Origin of the sequence: Kribbella sp. NPDC059898 (assembly GCF_042730855.1) — a bacterium.
Lineage (GTDB): Bacteria > Actinomycetota > Actinomycetes > Propionibacteriales > Kribbellaceae > Kribbella.
Genome location: NZ_JBHWKR010000027.1, coordinates 1 through 14,676 on the forward strand (window position 1 = coordinate 1; position 14,676 = coordinate 14,676).

At 67.9% G+C, this 14,676-nt stretch carries 14 protein-coding genes and 2 pseudogenes; 9 read left to right on the top strand and 7 right to left on the bottom strand.

Annotated features, from left to right (window positions below):
• Window positions 1-124 precede the first annotated feature (124 nt).
• Window positions 125-1,126, top strand: a complete 1,002-nt coding sequence (locus tag ACFV9C_RS42980; RefSeq protein ID WP_380203563.1) for a right-handed parallel beta-helix repeat-containing protein — start codon at window positions 125-127, stop codon at window positions 1,124-1,126.
• A 199-nt stretch (window positions 1,127-1,325) separates the two neighbouring features.
• On the opposite strand, the gene ACFV9C_RS42985 is transcribed toward ACFV9C_RS42980, so the two are convergent.
• Window positions 1,326-1,811 carry a hypothetical protein gene (locus ACFV9C_RS42985; protein WP_380203565.1) on the bottom strand — a complete coding sequence of 162 codons (486 nt, stop codon included), beginning with the start codon at window positions 1,809-1,811 and terminating at the stop codon, window positions 1,326-1,328.
• A 484-nt stretch (window positions 1,812-2,295) separates the two neighbouring features.
• Here ACFV9C_RS42985 and ACFV9C_RS42990 point away from each other — a divergent pair, with 484 nt between their 5' ends.
• The gene (locus ACFV9C_RS42990) at window positions 2,296-2,811 is read left to right on the top strand and encodes a helix-turn-helix domain-containing protein (protein ID WP_380203567.1); all 516 of its coding nucleotides are present in this window, start codon (window positions 2,296-2,298) and stop codon (window positions 2,809-2,811) included.
• On the opposite strand, the gene ACFV9C_RS42995 is transcribed toward ACFV9C_RS42990, so the two are convergent.
• Window positions 2,805-3,110, bottom strand: a complete 306-nt coding sequence (locus tag ACFV9C_RS42995; RefSeq protein ID WP_380203569.1) for a hypothetical protein — start codon at window positions 3,108-3,110, stop codon at window positions 2,805-2,807. The two genes, ACFV9C_RS42990 and ACFV9C_RS42995, sit on opposite strands and share 7 nt — an antisense overlap.
• A gap of 192 nt (window positions 3,111-3,302) precedes the next feature.
• On the opposite strand from ACFV9C_RS42995, the pseudogene ACFV9C_RS43000 reads away from it, so the two are divergent.
• The 4 genes and pseudogenes from ACFV9C_RS43000 to ACFV9C_RS43015 all read left to right on the top strand — a co-directional run.
• Window positions 3,303-3,800, top strand: a pseudogene (locus ACFV9C_RS43000) (hypothetical protein); the annotation flags it as partial.
• A gap of 73 nt (window positions 3,801-3,873) precedes the next feature.
• Complete coding sequence (locus tag ACFV9C_RS43005; protein ID WP_380203690.1) at window positions 3,874-4,416, top strand: hypothetical protein; 543 nt, start codon at window positions 3,874-3,876, stop codon at window positions 4,414-4,416.
• Window positions 4,417-4,510: 94 nt separating this feature from the next.
• The gene (locus ACFV9C_RS43010) at window positions 4,511-5,356 is read left to right on the top strand and encodes an SDR family oxidoreductase (RefSeq protein WP_380203571.1); all 846 of its coding nucleotides are present in this window, start codon (window positions 4,511-4,513) and stop codon (window positions 5,354-5,356) included.
• Between the two features lie 48 nt (window positions 5,357-5,404).
• On the top strand, window positions 5,405-6,673 hold the full coding sequence (locus ACFV9C_RS43015) for a hypothetical protein (protein WP_380203573.1): 1,269 nt from the start codon (window positions 5,405-5,407) through the stop codon (window positions 6,671-6,673).
• A gap of 85 nt (window positions 6,674-6,758) precedes the next feature.
• On the opposite strand, the gene ACFV9C_RS43020 is transcribed toward ACFV9C_RS43015, so the two are convergent.
• Window positions 6,759-7,427: a helix-turn-helix transcriptional regulator gene (locus ACFV9C_RS43020; protein WP_380203575.1), complete on the bottom strand. Its 669-nt coding sequence runs from the start codon at window positions 7,425-7,427 to the stop codon at window positions 6,759-6,761.
• 183 nt (window positions 7,428-7,610) lie between these two features.
• On the opposite strand from ACFV9C_RS43020, the gene ACFV9C_RS43025 reads away from it, so the two are divergent.
• The 3 genes and pseudogenes from ACFV9C_RS43025 to ACFV9C_RS43035 all read left to right on the top strand — a co-directional run bounded on the left by ACFV9C_RS43025 (window position 7,611) and on the right by ACFV9C_RS43035 (window position 9,213).
• Window positions 7,611-7,937, top strand: coding sequence for a hypothetical protein (locus ACFV9C_RS43025; protein ID WP_380203577.1), 327 nt, complete (start codon window positions 7,611-7,613; stop codon window positions 7,935-7,937).
• 36 nt (window positions 7,938-7,973) lie between these two features.
• Window positions 7,974-8,747 (top strand): annotated as a pseudogene (locus ACFV9C_RS43030) (NAD(P)/FAD-dependent oxidoreductase).
• Window positions 8,632-9,213: an FAD-dependent oxidoreductase gene (locus ACFV9C_RS43035; RefSeq protein ID WP_380203579.1), complete on the top strand. Its 582-nt coding sequence runs from the start codon at window positions 8,632-8,634 to the stop codon at window positions 9,211-9,213. The pseudogene ACFV9C_RS43030 and the gene ACFV9C_RS43035 overlap by 116 nt, the downstream one beginning before the upstream one ends.
• A 540-nt stretch (window positions 9,214-9,753) precedes the next feature.
• Here the strand turns inward: ACFV9C_RS43035 and ACFV9C_RS43040 are convergent.
• From ACFV9C_RS43040 to ACFV9C_RS43055, 4 genes are all read right to left on the bottom strand, one after another.
• Complete coding sequence (locus ACFV9C_RS43040) at window positions 9,754-10,713, bottom strand: cation diffusion facilitator family transporter (protein WP_380203581.1); 960 nt, start codon at window positions 10,711-10,713, stop codon at window positions 9,754-9,756.
• 163 nt (window positions 10,714-10,876) lie between these two features.
• A complete protein-coding gene (locus ACFV9C_RS43045) occupies window positions 10,877-11,266 on the bottom strand; it encodes an ArsR/SmtB family transcription factor (protein WP_380203583.1) in 390 nt (129 codons plus the stop codon).
• Window positions 11,267-11,314: 48 nt separating this feature from the next.
• Entirely contained in the window at window positions 11,315-12,499 is a 1,185-nt protein-coding gene (locus tag ACFV9C_RS43050) for an NAD(P)/FAD-dependent oxidoreductase (RefSeq protein ID WP_380203585.1), read from the bottom strand.
• Complete coding sequence (locus ACFV9C_RS43055; RefSeq protein WP_380203587.1) at window positions 12,496-14,469, bottom strand: heavy metal translocating P-type ATPase; 1,974 nt, start codon at window positions 14,467-14,469, stop codon at window positions 12,496-12,498. Before ACFV9C_RS43055 ends, ACFV9C_RS43050 begins: the two co-directional genes overlap by 4 nt.
• Window positions 14,470-14,676: the final 207 nt, after the last annotated feature.

Here is a 14,676-nt window from a genome sequence, read left to right on the forward strand (position 1 = left end):
GCGCGTACGTCACACCCCCAGGCGCCCTGACGAACCGCTGGCTCTACACCGGCACCATCCAATCGATCCGCATCACCTCATGACCGGGACAACTGCCCGGCGGAGCGTACTTGCGGGTGCACTCGTGGGTTCCGTCGGGATCGCCTCGCGGAAGACTGGAGTCCTTCCGGTTCTGGAGCCGGACGACGACTTCGGAGCGTTCCTCGCGTCGCATCCGCAGGTCGAGTTGGTGCCGGCGGCGTCGTACGTACTGCCGGCACCGGTGGAGGTGCCGGACAATTGCGTGATCATCGGCAACGGTGCGCGGATCACGGTCACCGGGACAACCGCCGCCCTGCGGATCACGGGCCGTCGCGACGTGACGATCCGCGACGTCCGGTTCGTTGGCCAGCCCGCCGATCCGCTCGGAGCCGACCCGGTCTTCGAGCACGTCGCCGTCCGGATCACGCGCAGTACGAACGTCCGCGTCGTCGACTGCGACTTCGCGAACTGGCGCGGCGCCGGCGTCGTCTCGACCGGATCGGTGGCCGACGACTACTTCGGCTACCGCGTCAAGCTCCGCGGCAACTCGTTCATCCGGTGCTATTTCGGAGTCTCGGTGGCCGATCGCAGTGAGTACTCCGTCATGTCCGGGAACAGCTTCACGTACTGCCGGCTGGCGATCTGGAACTCGTCCGGGAACTGGGAGATCAACGACAACGACATCATCGGTTGTTATGGCGCCTACTACTCGTTCAACCGCACCTCGCCGTACGGCGTCGCATCGTCCGACAACTGGGGTCACGGCTCGTTCGCCGGGAACACTGCGAATCACAGCAATGGCGGCGCGAAAGCGCTCTGGTCGACCGGCACGTCGTTCCCGATCGGTGGCGTCCCGACCGACCCGGGGCACGGCATCGTCGTCAGCGGCGTCCTGCCGCCGACCTTCACCGGCAACACGTTGTGGTACACGGATCTGACTGCGAAGGATCTCGCCGACACCCGCTGGTTGATCACCGGCTGTACGCTGTCCAACCTCACGGTGAGCGCGACTGGCGCTGTACCCGTACAACTGGTTGGCGTTCAGTCGAACGTTGCCCCGATCCTTTCCGGCAGCGTGACCGACTTGCTGGCTTCGCTCTACTGACATGCTTGAGCCCAGGCAGTTGCCCGGGCTCAAGCGTCAGGTGCCGGAGTGCGTTCCGAGTACGGTCTTGGCCTTCGTCACCGCGGCCGTGGTGACGCCGTCGATGTCCTCCGGGGCGCCCGTGGGTTCGTGCCCGCCTTCGGAGCCGATACCTGGCTGACGCTGATCGGAGACCGGCCCTCACCCGGGATCGTCAGCGTCATCGTGCGGCAACTGGCGATCGCGTGCTGGAAGGAGCAGCGCAGGGCCTGGACGGCACCGGGGATCCCATCGGGTCCAGACTCTCGTCGATGAACGGCCCCTGGGCGCCGGCTGAGTACGACCGATTGGCGGACGCCTTCGAACCGGGCGGGTGGTCGGCATTGGTGAGGGCGACGAGCCGCGCGCAGCGTGCGTCCATGGACGAGACCGAGACGTCGGCACCTCCATCGCCGCTGTCGTCCTTGTCGATCGAGAATCCGGCCGGCAGTTCGGCGAGGGCGAGCAGCTGGCCGCCGGAGTTGACGGTGCAGCGGTAGGTCTGGTCACCACCGGAGTGCCGACGTCGGCGTCGCTGATGGGTCGCGGCGGTTTGGCCGTTAGCGGTCGAACTGGCGGACTGGGGCTTCGAGTCGCCGGAGCAGGCGGTCACCGCGAGCAGACGGATCGTGCTTGCGACGGAATGCTTTCGGAGGGAGTTGGGCATCGAGGGCTCTGCTCGAGCAGGGGCAGACCGCACAGTGTGTTACGGCCGTCGCCTGATCGTGACCGCACCCGATACGACGCCTCGTGTCCGCGTGTGGGAGCGTGATGGTGACGTCGGTGGTCGTATCGCGCTTCACGTCTCGGGTCGAGCCCGACCCATCCGCGGGGACGACGGCACCGAATTGAGAGTGTCCGGCAGTGCCCCTGCGCGGCCGGGCGCTCCGGGCGACGAGTAGCAGGTTGCCCGGAATGAGCGCGCCGTTGGATCAAAGGGGCGCCGCGCAGGACTCGTGGGTGCCGGCGGACTTCCCGGATTCGTCGTCCGCCCGGTCGGCCTACGGGCAGGCGGCCGGCTCCAGCAACTGGAGCCGGCCGTCGTGCATCCTAGGGAGGTTCGCATTGAGTGATGAGTCGGATCAGCCGGCTTCGGCAACAGGGGGTCTAGAGTGCCAGCCGAGAAGCTGAGTCAGGACTACCGTGCTCGGTTGGCCGAGTTGCTCGGTGAGCCGGTGATGGTCGACGACCCGTTGATCACCACCGCGCAGGCTGCCGTACTGCTCGGGGTTTCGCCGCAGCGCGTCGCCGGGCTCGTGCGCGCCGGGCACCTGCCGGCGCGCACGCGCACCCATCGACGGCTGCTGCTGTCCGACGTTGTCCAGTCGGGCCTTGACCACTGGATGTCGGTCTTGGAGGCGGGGGCGGTGCTGGGGCTTGGTTCTACCGGAGTACGGCGGTTGATTTCCGCGGGGCTCCTGCCTGCGTACGGCGCGCTGTTTCCGCTGCGCCGTGCCGACGTCGAGGCATTGGCCGGGTTGCGTGCCGCCTGGCTGGCGTTGCCGGCGGCGGCGAGTGCGCTCGGCGTCGATGTCAGCGAAGTTGAGCAACTGCTGCGGACCCGCGTTCTGAGCCACACAGGCGACGCCGCTCGCCCGGAGGACCGGAATGCTGTCATCCGCCTGCCTGCCGAACGATCCGCCGACCGTAGTGGGCTGAATCAGTAGCTGGTTTGCAGCGTCCAGGCCTCGCGGAGGACGAGGCTGATCAGCCCCGGGTCGGCGAGGTCGATGCGGACGACAACCTTCTGGTGTGCGTCGAACCGCGGCGGAACGAAGAGCGCCTCCGGGTACTGCTGCAGGAGTATCTCCCGCCGGGCGAACCCCATCCTGACGACCAAGGACTGCTCGTCGAGTCGACGGGCGACCAGCCGCCCGCCGATGGTCCAGCGGAGTGCTCCGTCGGTCGGGTACTCCTTCACCCCGGCGAGCGACCTCGCGATCTCGCACACTTCTGGCCACTCCATACGGCCAGACTCGCACGGATCCGCTGCGGTGGCGTCACAGGATCATCGCACCGACGTACAGACCTCGCGCTCGGGCTCTGCACTTTGCTGGGGGTGCCCCTCGGCGAGGGGGGAGGGCTGAGAGGCACCCCGGCCTGGGGCTGATGCCGAGCAGCCCATGGGTGCTGGTACCCACCGCCCGCGATTCGACGCATGGCCCGCTGGAACTGGCAGGCGACCCCAGCTGATTGGTGCGGCGCAGCGGCCCACAGTAGCTTGACTGCTGGCGTGGTCTGGCGGTTTACCCCCGTTGCGGCCAGACCCGTCGTCATCGAGCGCGCCCCGGTCGGCTACGGCATCGACTTCTCCGGTACAGGGTACGAGATCGCCCGCCGAATGGGCATCCTCGATCGACTCGCGGAGCGTCCACTGCGCTCGGACTCGATCGCATACGTCGACGACTCCGGCCGGGTCACCGGCCGCCTGGACAGGCCGCTCACGGAGAAGGTGCGGCGCGGCCCGTACCTCGCCCTGATGCACACCACGCTCGAGTCCGTCCTCGCCGACGCCGTCCGGCACCACGTCGAGGTCCGCCATCGTCAGAGCATCGCCGAGGTACAGCAGCGCGACGATGCCGTCGAGGTGATGTTCGCCGACGGCACCCGGGAGAAATTCGACGTACTGGTAGGCGCCGACGGTGTGCACTCGCGTACCCGTGAACTCGTCTTCGGTGCCGAGTCACGATGGGCCCGCGACCCTCGGATTTACCATGGCCTGCTACGCCGTGCCCGACGTCGCAGGACTTACCAACGTACGCGCCCACTTCGCAGAACCCGGGCGGCAGACCGTTCTCTATCGCACCGACGAGGTCGGCACCTCGATCGCACTGTTCCTCTACCGGGACCCGTCGCACGAGTACGTCCCGCGCCCAGAACGGGCGGCACGGTTGCGGACGATCTACGCCGGATCCGGCTGGCACACGCCCGAACTCCTCGCACACGCACCCACAGGCGACCTCTTCATGGACACCCTCACCCATATCGAGACGCCCCGCTGGTACGCCGGTCGCGTGGTACTGATCGGCGACGCCTCCGGTGCGCTGACCCTCGCCTCCGCGCAGGGTGCCTCGCTCGCGATGGCCGGCGGCTACCTGCTCGCCGAAGCGCTCGTTGCCCACCCCAACGACCCGCGGCCGCGTTCGCCACCTACGAGACCCGCCTGCGACCGGTCGTCACCGCCCGCCAACGCCGTACCCGCTCGTTCGCCCACAGCCTCGTACCGGCCACCCACGCAGGCCATGCGGTCCAGCGCCTGGCCGCCCGGCTGATCCTGCGGGGGAGCTGGGCGCCCTTGCTGCGCCGCGGCTTCGGCGACACCAGCAGCATCCTGCCCACAACACCAATTATGTAAGGAGAACAACGATGAGGGTTCTCGTCGCCGGCTCCACCGGCTACCTGGGACGCCACATCGTCCGCGTCCTGAAGGATCGCGGACACTACGTACGAGCGCTGGCCCGCAACCCCGCCCGGCTAGAGCCGGTGCGCGACTCGGTCGACGAGGTGTTCACCGCCGACGCCACCGACCCGAAGACACTCGCGGGCTGCTGCGACGACACGGACGCGGTCATCAGCTCGATCGGACTCGTGGGCAAGGCAGGCAAACAAACCTGCTGGGACGTCGACTACAGAGCCAACAGGAACCTGCTCGAAGATGCAGTCCGCGCCGGAGTCAGCAAGTTCGTCTATACCTCAGTAGTTCGCGCGCCCGCCCTCGAGAAGCTGCAACTGGTCCGCGCGAAGCGGGCCTTCGAACAAGAACTTCGCGAATCCGGTCTGGCGCACACGATCCTGCTGCCCAACGGCTACTTCTCCGACTTCGACGCGTACCTCGACATGGCCCGCAAGGGTCGCGTCTACCTCTTCGGCGACGGCAACTTCCGGATCAATCCCATAGACGGCGCCGACGTCGCCGCAGCAGCAGTCGACGCCCTCGACGCCGACGCGAGCGAGGTGGAACTGGGCGGCCCCGAGGTCCTCCCTCACGAGGAGATCGCCCACGAAGCCTTCGGCGCATTGGGTACGCAACCACGGATCACGCACATCCCGACCTGGATCATCGCGTCGAGCGTCGCGCTGATGCGGTGGCTGACGCCACTGCGCGTGCACGGCGTCGTCGAATTCCCGCTCACCGTCCTCACCCACGACGTACTCTCCCCGACCACCGGACGGCAACGTCTCCGCGACCACTACAAACAGACCGCACTGTGACCACTACCTCGACTCCCGGTACGGGCGGGCAAGGTCGATCATGTGAGGATGCAGATCAAGACGCACGAGGAACTCCAGCGTGCCGACGAACGCTCGCTCGCCTTCACGCCAAGGGGCCTCGGGCACATGGAGGCCGCGGCTGCGGCTGAGTTCCAGCAGGAAGTGGTCAGTGCGATCGAGCTGTCGAGCGATCTCGCCGCGCCGACGCGACGAGCGTTCGAACGGCTTCGCACCGTCTACGCGCACGGTGTTCTGTGTTACGAGACGTACACGTTGGTCCATGACCACTCGCTGCTGCTCGTCGAACGAGCATTACGAGATCGGCTGCTCGAGCACTACAACAACGTCGTACCCCTGGTGGACAAGCAAGGCAAGACGATCCCCGTCGAGGCTGACAACTACGAGACCGTGTTCGAGGCATGCCGCCGTAACCCTCGCCTGCTGGTCGGCGGCAACGATCCGATCCTGCCGTTCAGAGGAATGCTGGGACACCTCACCGACTGGGCGCGGAGAGTGGGGTACTTCCGCGGGCAACAGAACCGCCACCAAGAGCGTACCCACGGCGACCTGCGCAACATGATCGCCCATGGCAGCCCGCACCTGACCAGCCCTGTCGCCGCGTCCAACGAACTGCGTGCGGCGGCCGAGATCATCAACCAACTCTGGGGCCATCCGACACCAAACGGAAAGTACTACCCAGCACGGCGGCAGCGGCAGATCATCGCCATCGGCTGGTCCGGGGCCGGCGGCATCCAGATCGTCGACGCGCACCGGCTCGACGCCGAACCGGGCGTACACCAGGATTGGAAGTACACCGTCGTCAGAGCCGTGGCCGACGACCCGGACCTGTTCGACTTCAACTCGCGGTACGAGCAGACCGCCTACGCGGCCGAGTGGCTGTGGGGGCCCGGGTCAGTCGATGATGCCGTGGCATGGATGAAAGCCGCAGCGCCTGCTGTCGACGAACAGGACCACCTGGACCGAGTCTTCGCGATCCGGATCCACGACGGCCAACTGTGTGCGCCACAGCGACCCGAGATCGCACTCAAGGCCGCTCCCGCCGACCAGGCGGGGGAGTGGTCCGCGGTCAGAGCCGACTTCCCGACCCAGGCCCTGGTCCACGTCCGCAACCGGGTGACCACCGAGTACTGCCAAGACAGCGGGCCGTGCGAGACCTGCGCCGCAGACCTCCTCGCGCACGGTAGCTACGACGACATCCGCGAGACGCTCAGCCAATCGACCAGCCGGACTATCGACCAGCTCCCTCCGGAAGTGTCGACGCCGAGCTTCGTTCACCACCGAGCGGCGATCCAGTAGGCCGGCCGGTCACTTGTCGAGGAGGCGAGGTGTCACGGCCCGAACGCGGCGCCGATGTGTCGCGGAGCCGGGAACGGGCTGTTGTCTATTGGTGTTCGAGGCGGACGCAGCAGTGGCCGGGCGAGGGGTTGAGTTCGGCGTGCAGGTCGGTGGTCTTGAGGCTGGTGAGGAGGGCGTCGAGTAGGCAGAGGTTCATTTCGCAGACCAGGTCGGTGTGGTGCTCGGCGAGGGTGTGGAACGGGCAGTTGCCGAGCACGATGGCCGTTCCGTCGGTGCGTGGCTCGAATCCGTGGGCCTCGACTACGCGGAGTACTGCGTCGGGTCCGGCGCCGGCAGTGGCGGCGAGTTCGTTCCCCAGTTGGCGTGCGCGGCGGTTGAGGGCGGATCGGGGGGAGTCGCCGGTGGTTTCGGCATCCTCGATGGCGGTGGCGAGGAGTTGTCCGGCGAGGTCGTAGCGGTGTTCGGGCAGTGACACTTCGATGTGCCGGTCGGAGCGGAGGTACAGCTTCGACGGCCTGCCGGCGCCTGGTCCGGAGCGGCCGTTGCGGCGTTCGTGCACGGCGTCGAGGAGTCCGTCGCGGACTAGCCGGTTGAGGTGGAAGGCGGCAGTGGCTCGCGGGAGGCGTAGCGCGGTGGCTGCCTCGTCGCGACCCACCGGCTTGGCTCGTCGTACGACGTATTCGTACAGGCGGCGTCTGGTCGGTTCCTCCAGCGCGGCGACGGCGGTGATCCGTTCGGTCCGGCTCTCGTCCACGTCCTCATTCTAAACACAACGTTGATTGACGAAAGCTGGTTGACACTTCTAAAGTCAAAGTAGATCGATTTTAGAAGGAGTGGTAGCTATGAAGACCGGCGTACCGACTACCGGCACTGCCCGCCGCCCCGACCTGTCCGATCCGGCGTACCAGGCGTTCCTGGCGTTGCGGACCGTTTCACGGTGGCGCCGATCCTGTTCGGGCTCGACAAGTTCGCGAATCTCCTCACCGACTGGCCGCACTACCTGGCGCCGTGGATCAACGACATAGTCCCGGGCTCCGGGCAGGACGCGATGTACGTCGTGGGGATCATCGAGATCGTCGCCGGCGTCGCCGTCGCGTTGATCCCGCGGTACGGCTCGCTGCTGGTGGCGGCCTGGCTGCTGGGAATCATCGTGGACCTGCTCACGGTCCCTGGCTTCTACGACGTGGCACTACGGGACTTCGGCCTCTTGGTCGCGGCCGTCGCATTGTCCCGTCTCGCCCTGAAGTACCCGGCTCGGCGCTGAGCGCCGCCGGCCGGGAACTCGTGATCGAAGAGTGTTATGAGCAAGGAATCGACGTACGTGATCGTCGGCGCCAGCCTGGCGGGTGCTACCGCCGCGCAGACGCTGCGTGAGCTGGGGTTCGGTGGCCGGATCGTCCTGATCGGCGACGAGAGCGAACTGCCGTACGAGCGCCCGCCGCTGTCGAAAGGGTACCTGGCTGGCCGGGACGAGCGCGCGAAGATCTACGTCCACGACGAGGACTGGCACGACGAGCGCGCAGTCGATTTGCTGCTCGGCCACCGAGTGACCAGGCTCGAATGCGCGGCTCACCAGCTGGAACTCGAGGACGGCGAACGGATCGGGTACACGAAGTTGCTCTTGGCAACCGGAGCGTCGCCACGGCGCCTCGGCGTACCGGGCGCTGACCTTGACGGCGTGCATTAGCTGCGGCGCGTCGGCGATTCCGATCGGCTGAGGGCCGCGATCGCCGCCGGTGGCCGGATCGTCGTGGTCGGCGGCGGCTGGATCGGGCTGGAGGTCGCCGCGGCCGCGCGGGACGCCGGTGTTGAGGTCACTGTCATCGAGCCGCAGTCCGCGCCGCTGCTGGCGGCAATGGGCGAGGAGATGGGTGCGTTCTTCGCGGGCCTGCACCTCCACCATGGCGTCGATCTGCAGTTTGGGGCTCGCGGTCACTGGCTTCGAGGGCACGACGCGGGTGACCGGCGTCCGCACGGACGACGGCAGGGTGTTCGCGGCGGATGCGGTCGTGATCGGCATCGGCGCCATACCGAACGCCGAGCTCGCGGCGCAGGCCGGACTGGACTGTGCTGACGGCATCGTCGTCGACGAGGCGCTGCGCACGCACGATCCGGACGTCTTCGTGGCCGGTGACGTCGCAAGTGCGTACCACCCGTTCTACGGAACGCATCTGCGCAGTGAGCACTGGGCCAACGCGCTCCACGGTGCACCAGTTGCTGCCAGGTCGATCCTCGGCCGGCCGGCGGCCTACGACCGGCTCCCGTACTTCTACACCGATCAGTACGACATCGGCATGGAGTTCTGCGGACGGATCGGACCCGACGGTTACGACCAGCTGGTCACCCGCGGCGACGTCGAAGGCGCGGTGTTTCAGGCGTTCTGGCTGACCGACGGTCGCGTGGTCGCGGGCATGCACATCAACCTGTGGGACGACGGCATCGCACCAATCGAGGAACTGATCCGTAGAGCGGAGACCGCAGATCCGGCACGACTGACCGACCCGTCCATCCCATTGACAGCTGACACCGTCCCTCGCTAAGCCGATTCGAGCAGTTTGCGCCCCGCAACCTCGATCCGCAACGCCAGGGTCAACCTGCCGTGCGGATCCGCGAGGTCGACGCGGTCCACTTCTGCGGCGCACCTCAGCTCCAGGGCGTTCTCGCGGATGCGCACAGCTTCCGTGGCGGCCGGAATGTTGCGTGAGCCTCCACCCCGCGCGCCGGCCGAGCGATTTCAACCGCCCGCATGGCAATTACCAGGGACCGCGTGGCCTGCGAGGCACTCGCCTGGGATTGGAAGCGGGCTGCAAGGGGCGCTCCAGGACGCCGCTGTAGGTGGCGATGGTGCAGCACATTGGTAGCGATCGGGTCACACCGACAGAGCTGAGTACGTCTGACGCCGAACGGAAACGAACGCGCGGACGCGTCCTTCGCACCGCGGGCAGCCCTCGGTCACCGGCACCTACGCCGACTACTCGCCAGACATGTGGTGCTCGTTCGCCGAACTGGCCTGGCCAGGCGCCACCGATCCGAGGTTCCAGCGCGCCCTGGATGCCGTCGCGCGGCAGCAGCGGCACGGCCTAGTGGTGGTGGGCAACCAGTTCGTGCGCTGCCGTCGCCTCCGGATCGAGGGGTTCGGCGTGGATGGTGGCCGAGGTCAGTCTCCGGACGCCGTGCACGAGGTCGTGCTCGACCTGGTGGCTGAGGTGGTGGGCGTCGACGAGGGAGGTGTTCGTGTCGACGCTGATCCGGGCCTCGGCGCGCAGGCTGTGCCCGAGCCAGCGGAGCTGGACGCCGTGGACGTCGATGACGCCGGGCGTGGCGCGGATGACCTGTTCGGCCTGGTCGACGAGCGCCGGGTCGACCGCGTCCATCAGCCGGCGGTACACCTCGCGGGCGGCGTCGCGCAGTACGAACAGGATCGCGATCGTGATCAGCAGGCCGATGATCGGGTCGGCCAGGCGGAAGCCGAGCCACGCGCCGACCGCGCTGAGTACCACGGCCAGGCTGGTGAAGCCGTCGGTGCGGGCGTGCAGCCCGTCGGCGACCAGCGCGGCCGAGCCGATCCGCTTGCCGGTGCGGATCCGGTACTGCGCGACGACCTCGTTGCCGAGGAAGCCGACGACACCGGCGATGATCAGTACGCCGACGTGCCGGACGTCGGACGGGTGGATGAAGCGCATGATCGCTTCGTAGCCGGCGTACGCCGATGACAGCGCGATCAGGACCACGACGACGATGCCGGCGAGGTCCTCGGCGCGGCCGAAGCCGTAGGTGTACGCGCGGGTCGCCAGCCGGCGACCTACGAGGAATGCGATCGCCAGCGGGATCGCGGTGAGGGCGTCGGCGTAGTTGTGCAGGGTGTCGCCGAGCAGGGCGACCGAGTTCGTGTAGATGACGATCACGGTCTGGATGAGCGCGGTGCAGATCAGCCCGGCGAAGCTGATCTTCAGGCAGCGCATCCCCTCCTGGCTGGCCTCGAGCGCGGAGTCGACCTTGTCCGCGCTGTCGTGCGAGTGCGGGACAAAGATCTCCTTCACCTTGCCCAGGAAACCCTCGTCGTGTTCATGCCCATGACCATGCCCGTGACCGGCAGTCGGCTCGGGTGCGTGGCCGTGCCCATGTCCGTGACCGGCGTTGGGGGAGTCGTGGTGGGGGTGTCCGTGCTCAGTCGCGCTCATCGGCTCTTCGTCCTCTGAAAGGTCAGGAGTTGGCAGCGGTCGGGTCGACGTGCGTCACCGCACCGGTCGCCCGGTGGTGCTCGGGGAAGCCGCCGCTGGAGTGCTCGGCGTGGTAGATGGCGTCCTCGACCAGCTGGCTGGCGTGTGAGTTCTCGATCCGGTAGAAGACCTGGTTGCCCTGCTTGCGGGTGCGCACCAGCCGTGCCATCCGGAGCTTGGCGAGGTGCTGCGAGACGCCGGCGGGCGACTTGCCGACCGCGTCGGCGAGTTCGTTGACCGGCTTCTCGCCGTCGAGCAGCGCCCAGAGCAGCCGCACCCGGGTGGCGTCGGACAGCATCCGGAACACCTCGACCGCGAGCGCCACGTGCTCTTCGTCCGGGTCTCGCCGCGGTTGCTTAGTATCTGCACGCATACGTAGATACTAAGTCTGTCAGACACCTTCAGGCAAGAACCGCCGAGATCAAGCCGAGATTGACTGCCGCAGCGTGTTCGCGTGATCGGCAAGGTGGCCGGAGGCGTTCAGAGCTACGACAGCCACTGCGGTGTCGCCGCGGTAGAGCGCGATGACGACGGACTCGGCGCTGATCGAGCCCCACACCACGCGGCTCCGGTTCGCCGCCTGCGGGAACCCGGTCGCGCGGACGACCGCGCCGTGGATCGTCGTACCGAAGGTGGGCAGCGCTGACCAGGTCTGAGCCGCCGCCGGTCCGTGCAGCAGGTTGCGAGCCGCGAGGGCGGCCTGGTCGATCGCGCTGGCCCAGTGCTCGGCCCGGACGGGCGTTCTGCCGAGCAGTGGGTGCGGGACTCTGACGGCATCGCCGGCGCCGACCACCCCATCGTTGCCGAGGGCATGCAACGAGGGTCCACAGTTGAGGCCGTCGGTGACGTCGAGACCGGATCGGTCGAGCCAGTCGGTGTTCGGTTTGGTTCCGGTCGCCATGACCACGACGTCGGCTGGGAGCCGCAAGCCGTCGGACAGACGTACGCCGGTCACGCGGCCGGCCGAGCGGTCGAGATGTGCCACCCGAGCACGCCGGATGACACGTACGCCTGCCTTTCGATGCAGTGCCAGCAGATGACCGGCGACCGGGAGGCCGAGGTTGCGATGGGTCGGCAGGTTGCCGCTGTCGATCAGCGTGGTGTCATGACCGAACCCGACGGCCGCCGAGGCGACCTCAGCGCCGATGAGTCCGCCGCCGACCACCACCACGCGGCGGCCGCCGCCGGTCAGGGCGTTCCGCAGCAGGTGTCCGTCTTCCACGGTTCGGAGCACGAAGGCACCCTCGACGCCCCGGACGGTGGCGCAGTCTCGTGGGCGTGCGCCGGACGCGACCACCAGGCCGTCGTACGGGAGTTGGGTGTTGTCGTCGAGGTCGAGGATGCGTCGGGACAGGTCGACGCCGCGCACCCGCGTGCCGAATCGCCAGCACACGTCGGCGGCCGGGTCGGCCAGGTCGAGTGCTTGCCGGTCGGTGTCTCCGGTGAGGAACGATTTGGACAACGGGTAGCGGTCGTACGGGCGGTGTGGCTCGGCTCCGATCACTGTCAGGCTGCCGTCGAATCCGAGCCGGCGGAGGGCCTGTGCGGCGTGGTGGCCGGCGAGGGAGGCGCCGACCACCACGATGCGCCGCAATGCCACTGTCATGGGGCCGTTCGGTCTGCCTTGCGCCAGGCGGACCGTGCGAGCAGCCGGAGACCGTTGAGACCGACGACCATTGTCGAGCCTTCGTGGCCGGCGACGCCGAGGGGCAGCGGCAGGATCCAGACGATGTCCCAGATCACCAGGACCGTGATGACCATCGCGGCGAAGACGAGGTTGGCCTTGACGAGCCGATGGGCACGGCGTGCAAGGCCGATAACCTTGGGTACGGTGGCGAGTTCGTCGCGGACGACGACCGCGTCGGCGGTTTCGAGCGCGAGGTCCGATCCGTTGCGGCCCATCGCGATGCCGAGTTCCGCGGCAGCCATGGCGGGTGCGTCGTTGACACCGTCGCCGACCAGCATCACGCGCTGGCCTTCGGCTTGCAGGTCGCGTACGGCGGTCACCTTGTCGGCCGGCAGCAGGCCGGCGCGGACGTCCGTGATACCGACCTCCTCGGCGAGCCGGCGCGCGGCCCGCTCGTTGTCACCGGTCAGCAGGATCGGGCTGCGGCCGGTCAGCTCGGTCAGCTTGGCGACCGTCTCCCGCGCGCCGGGGCGAACTCGATCGGCCAGCCCGAGCACGCCGACCGCGCGTCCGTCCGCGACGACGACCACCGCCGTACGACCGGCCTCCTCCAACTGCGAGACCAGCACGTCGGCCTCCTTGTCGGCGACATCGTTCAAGAGCACAGGGGAGCCGACCTGGACGATGCGACCGTCGACAACAGCCGTGACTCCGCGCCCTGGAGTGGAAGTGAAGTCCTCGCCGTGTGGTACGGCGAGCTCCGCCTCGTGCGCCGCCAGGACCACGGCTCGCGCGAGCGGATGTTCGCTCGGTCGCTCAGCGGCCGCGGCCAGAGTCAGCACCTCCGCGGCCGTCAGCCCGCCTGCCGGGACGGCCTCGACCTCCGAGACGCGCGGAGTTCCTTCGGTCAGCGTGCCGGTCTTGTCGAACGCGACGAGGGTCGTCGTACCGAACTTCTCCAGCGCCACGGCCGACTTCACCAGCACGCCGTGCCGGCCGGCGTTGCCGATCGTGGACAGCAGCGGCGGCATGGTGGCCAGCACGACCGCACACGGGGAGGCGACGATCATGAAGGTCATCGCGCGGAGCAGGGTGGGCTCGAACGCCGCCCCCAGGACGAGCGGGATCGCGAACACCGCGAGGGTCGCGACGACGACCCCGACGGAGTAGCGCTGCTCGACCTTCTCGATGAACAGCTGCGTACGGGCCTTGGTCTGTGAGGCCTCTTCGACCATCGTGACGATGCGTGCGACCACCGAGTCGCGCGCGGCCCGGTTGACCATGACCTTCAGCGCGCCGGTGCCGTTCAGCGTTCCGGCGAAAACCTCGTCACCGACGGTCTTCGCTACCGGCAGCGGCTCGCCGGTGATGGATGCCTGGTCCACCTCACTCAGACCGTCGAGAACCTCACCGTCCGCACCGACACGTTCACCCGGCCGCACCAGCACGACGTCGCCCACAGCGAGGTCGACGGTGTCGACGAGCTCCTCGTCGCCGGACGTGGTGAGCCGGGTCGCGCGCTCCGGCGCGAGATCGAGCAACGCCCGGACCGAGTCCGCCGTACGCCGCGTGACGAAGGCCTCCAGGGCTCCGGACGTCGAGAAGATCACGATCAGCAGGGCACCGTCGAAGATCTGGCCGATCGAGATCGCGAGCAGGGCCGCGACGATCATCAGGATGTCGACGTCGAGCGTCTTCTCCCGGAGGGCCTGCAGCCCGGACCATGCGGGCTCCCAGCCTCCCGTGACGTAGCAGATCAAGTAGCACGCCCACCAGACCGGTGCCGGAAGGCCCAGTGCCTGGAGACCCGCACCGAGGAGGAAGAAGGCCGTTGCGAGCGCGGCCCAGCGGACCTCCGCCAACGAGAGCAGCGTCCAGAGCTGCGAACGTCGACTGATCGGACCGCTCTGGGGCAGTTCACGGGCAGGTGCGGACAAGGTCGAGGTCATGCCGGAAACGGTAAAACATGAACATGTATTCATGCAAGCCTGTGTCTGTGAGATGCTGTGCGGTATGGGCCGCGGAGTGGATGCGCGTGCTGTCACGTCGACACGGCTGGACCTGGTGTCTGAGAAGGCCTTCGAGGCGATGCTGCAGGCCTCGCCTCCTCCAGATGGAGTAGTCCGCGGTGTCCCATCCGCAACCTCGGACCGGTC

Bases quoted from the DNA above. Each gene is read 5' to 3' on its own strand.
- ACFV9C_RS43015 (WP_380203573.1), top strand. From the start codon at position 5,405: ATGCAGATCAAGACGCACGAGGAACTCCAGCGTGCCGACGAACGCTCG.
- ACFV9C_RS43050 (WP_380203585.1), bottom strand. From the start codon at position 12,499: ATGACAGTGGCATTGCGGCGCATCGTGGTGGTCGGCGCCTCCCTCGCC.
- ACFV9C_RS42985 (WP_380203565.1), bottom strand. From the start codon at position 1,811: ATGCCCAACTCCCTCCGAAAGCATTCCGTCGCAAGCACGATCCGTCTG.
- ACFV9C_RS43045 (WP_380203583.1), bottom strand. From the start codon at position 11,266: ATGCGTGCAGATACTAAGCAACCGCGGCGAGACCCGGACGAAGAGCAC.
- ACFV9C_RS43010 (WP_380203571.1), top strand. From the start codon at position 4,511: ATGAGGGTTCTCGTCGCCGGCTCCACCGGCTACCTGGGACGCCACATC.
- ACFV9C_RS43055 (WP_380203587.1), bottom strand. From the start codon at position 14,469: ATGACCTCGACCTTGTCCGCACCTGCCCGTGAACTGCCCCAGAGCGGT.
- ACFV9C_RS42995 (WP_380203569.1), bottom strand. From the start codon at position 3,110: ATGGAGTGGCCAGAAGTGTGCGAGATCGCGAGGTCGCTCGCCGGGGTG.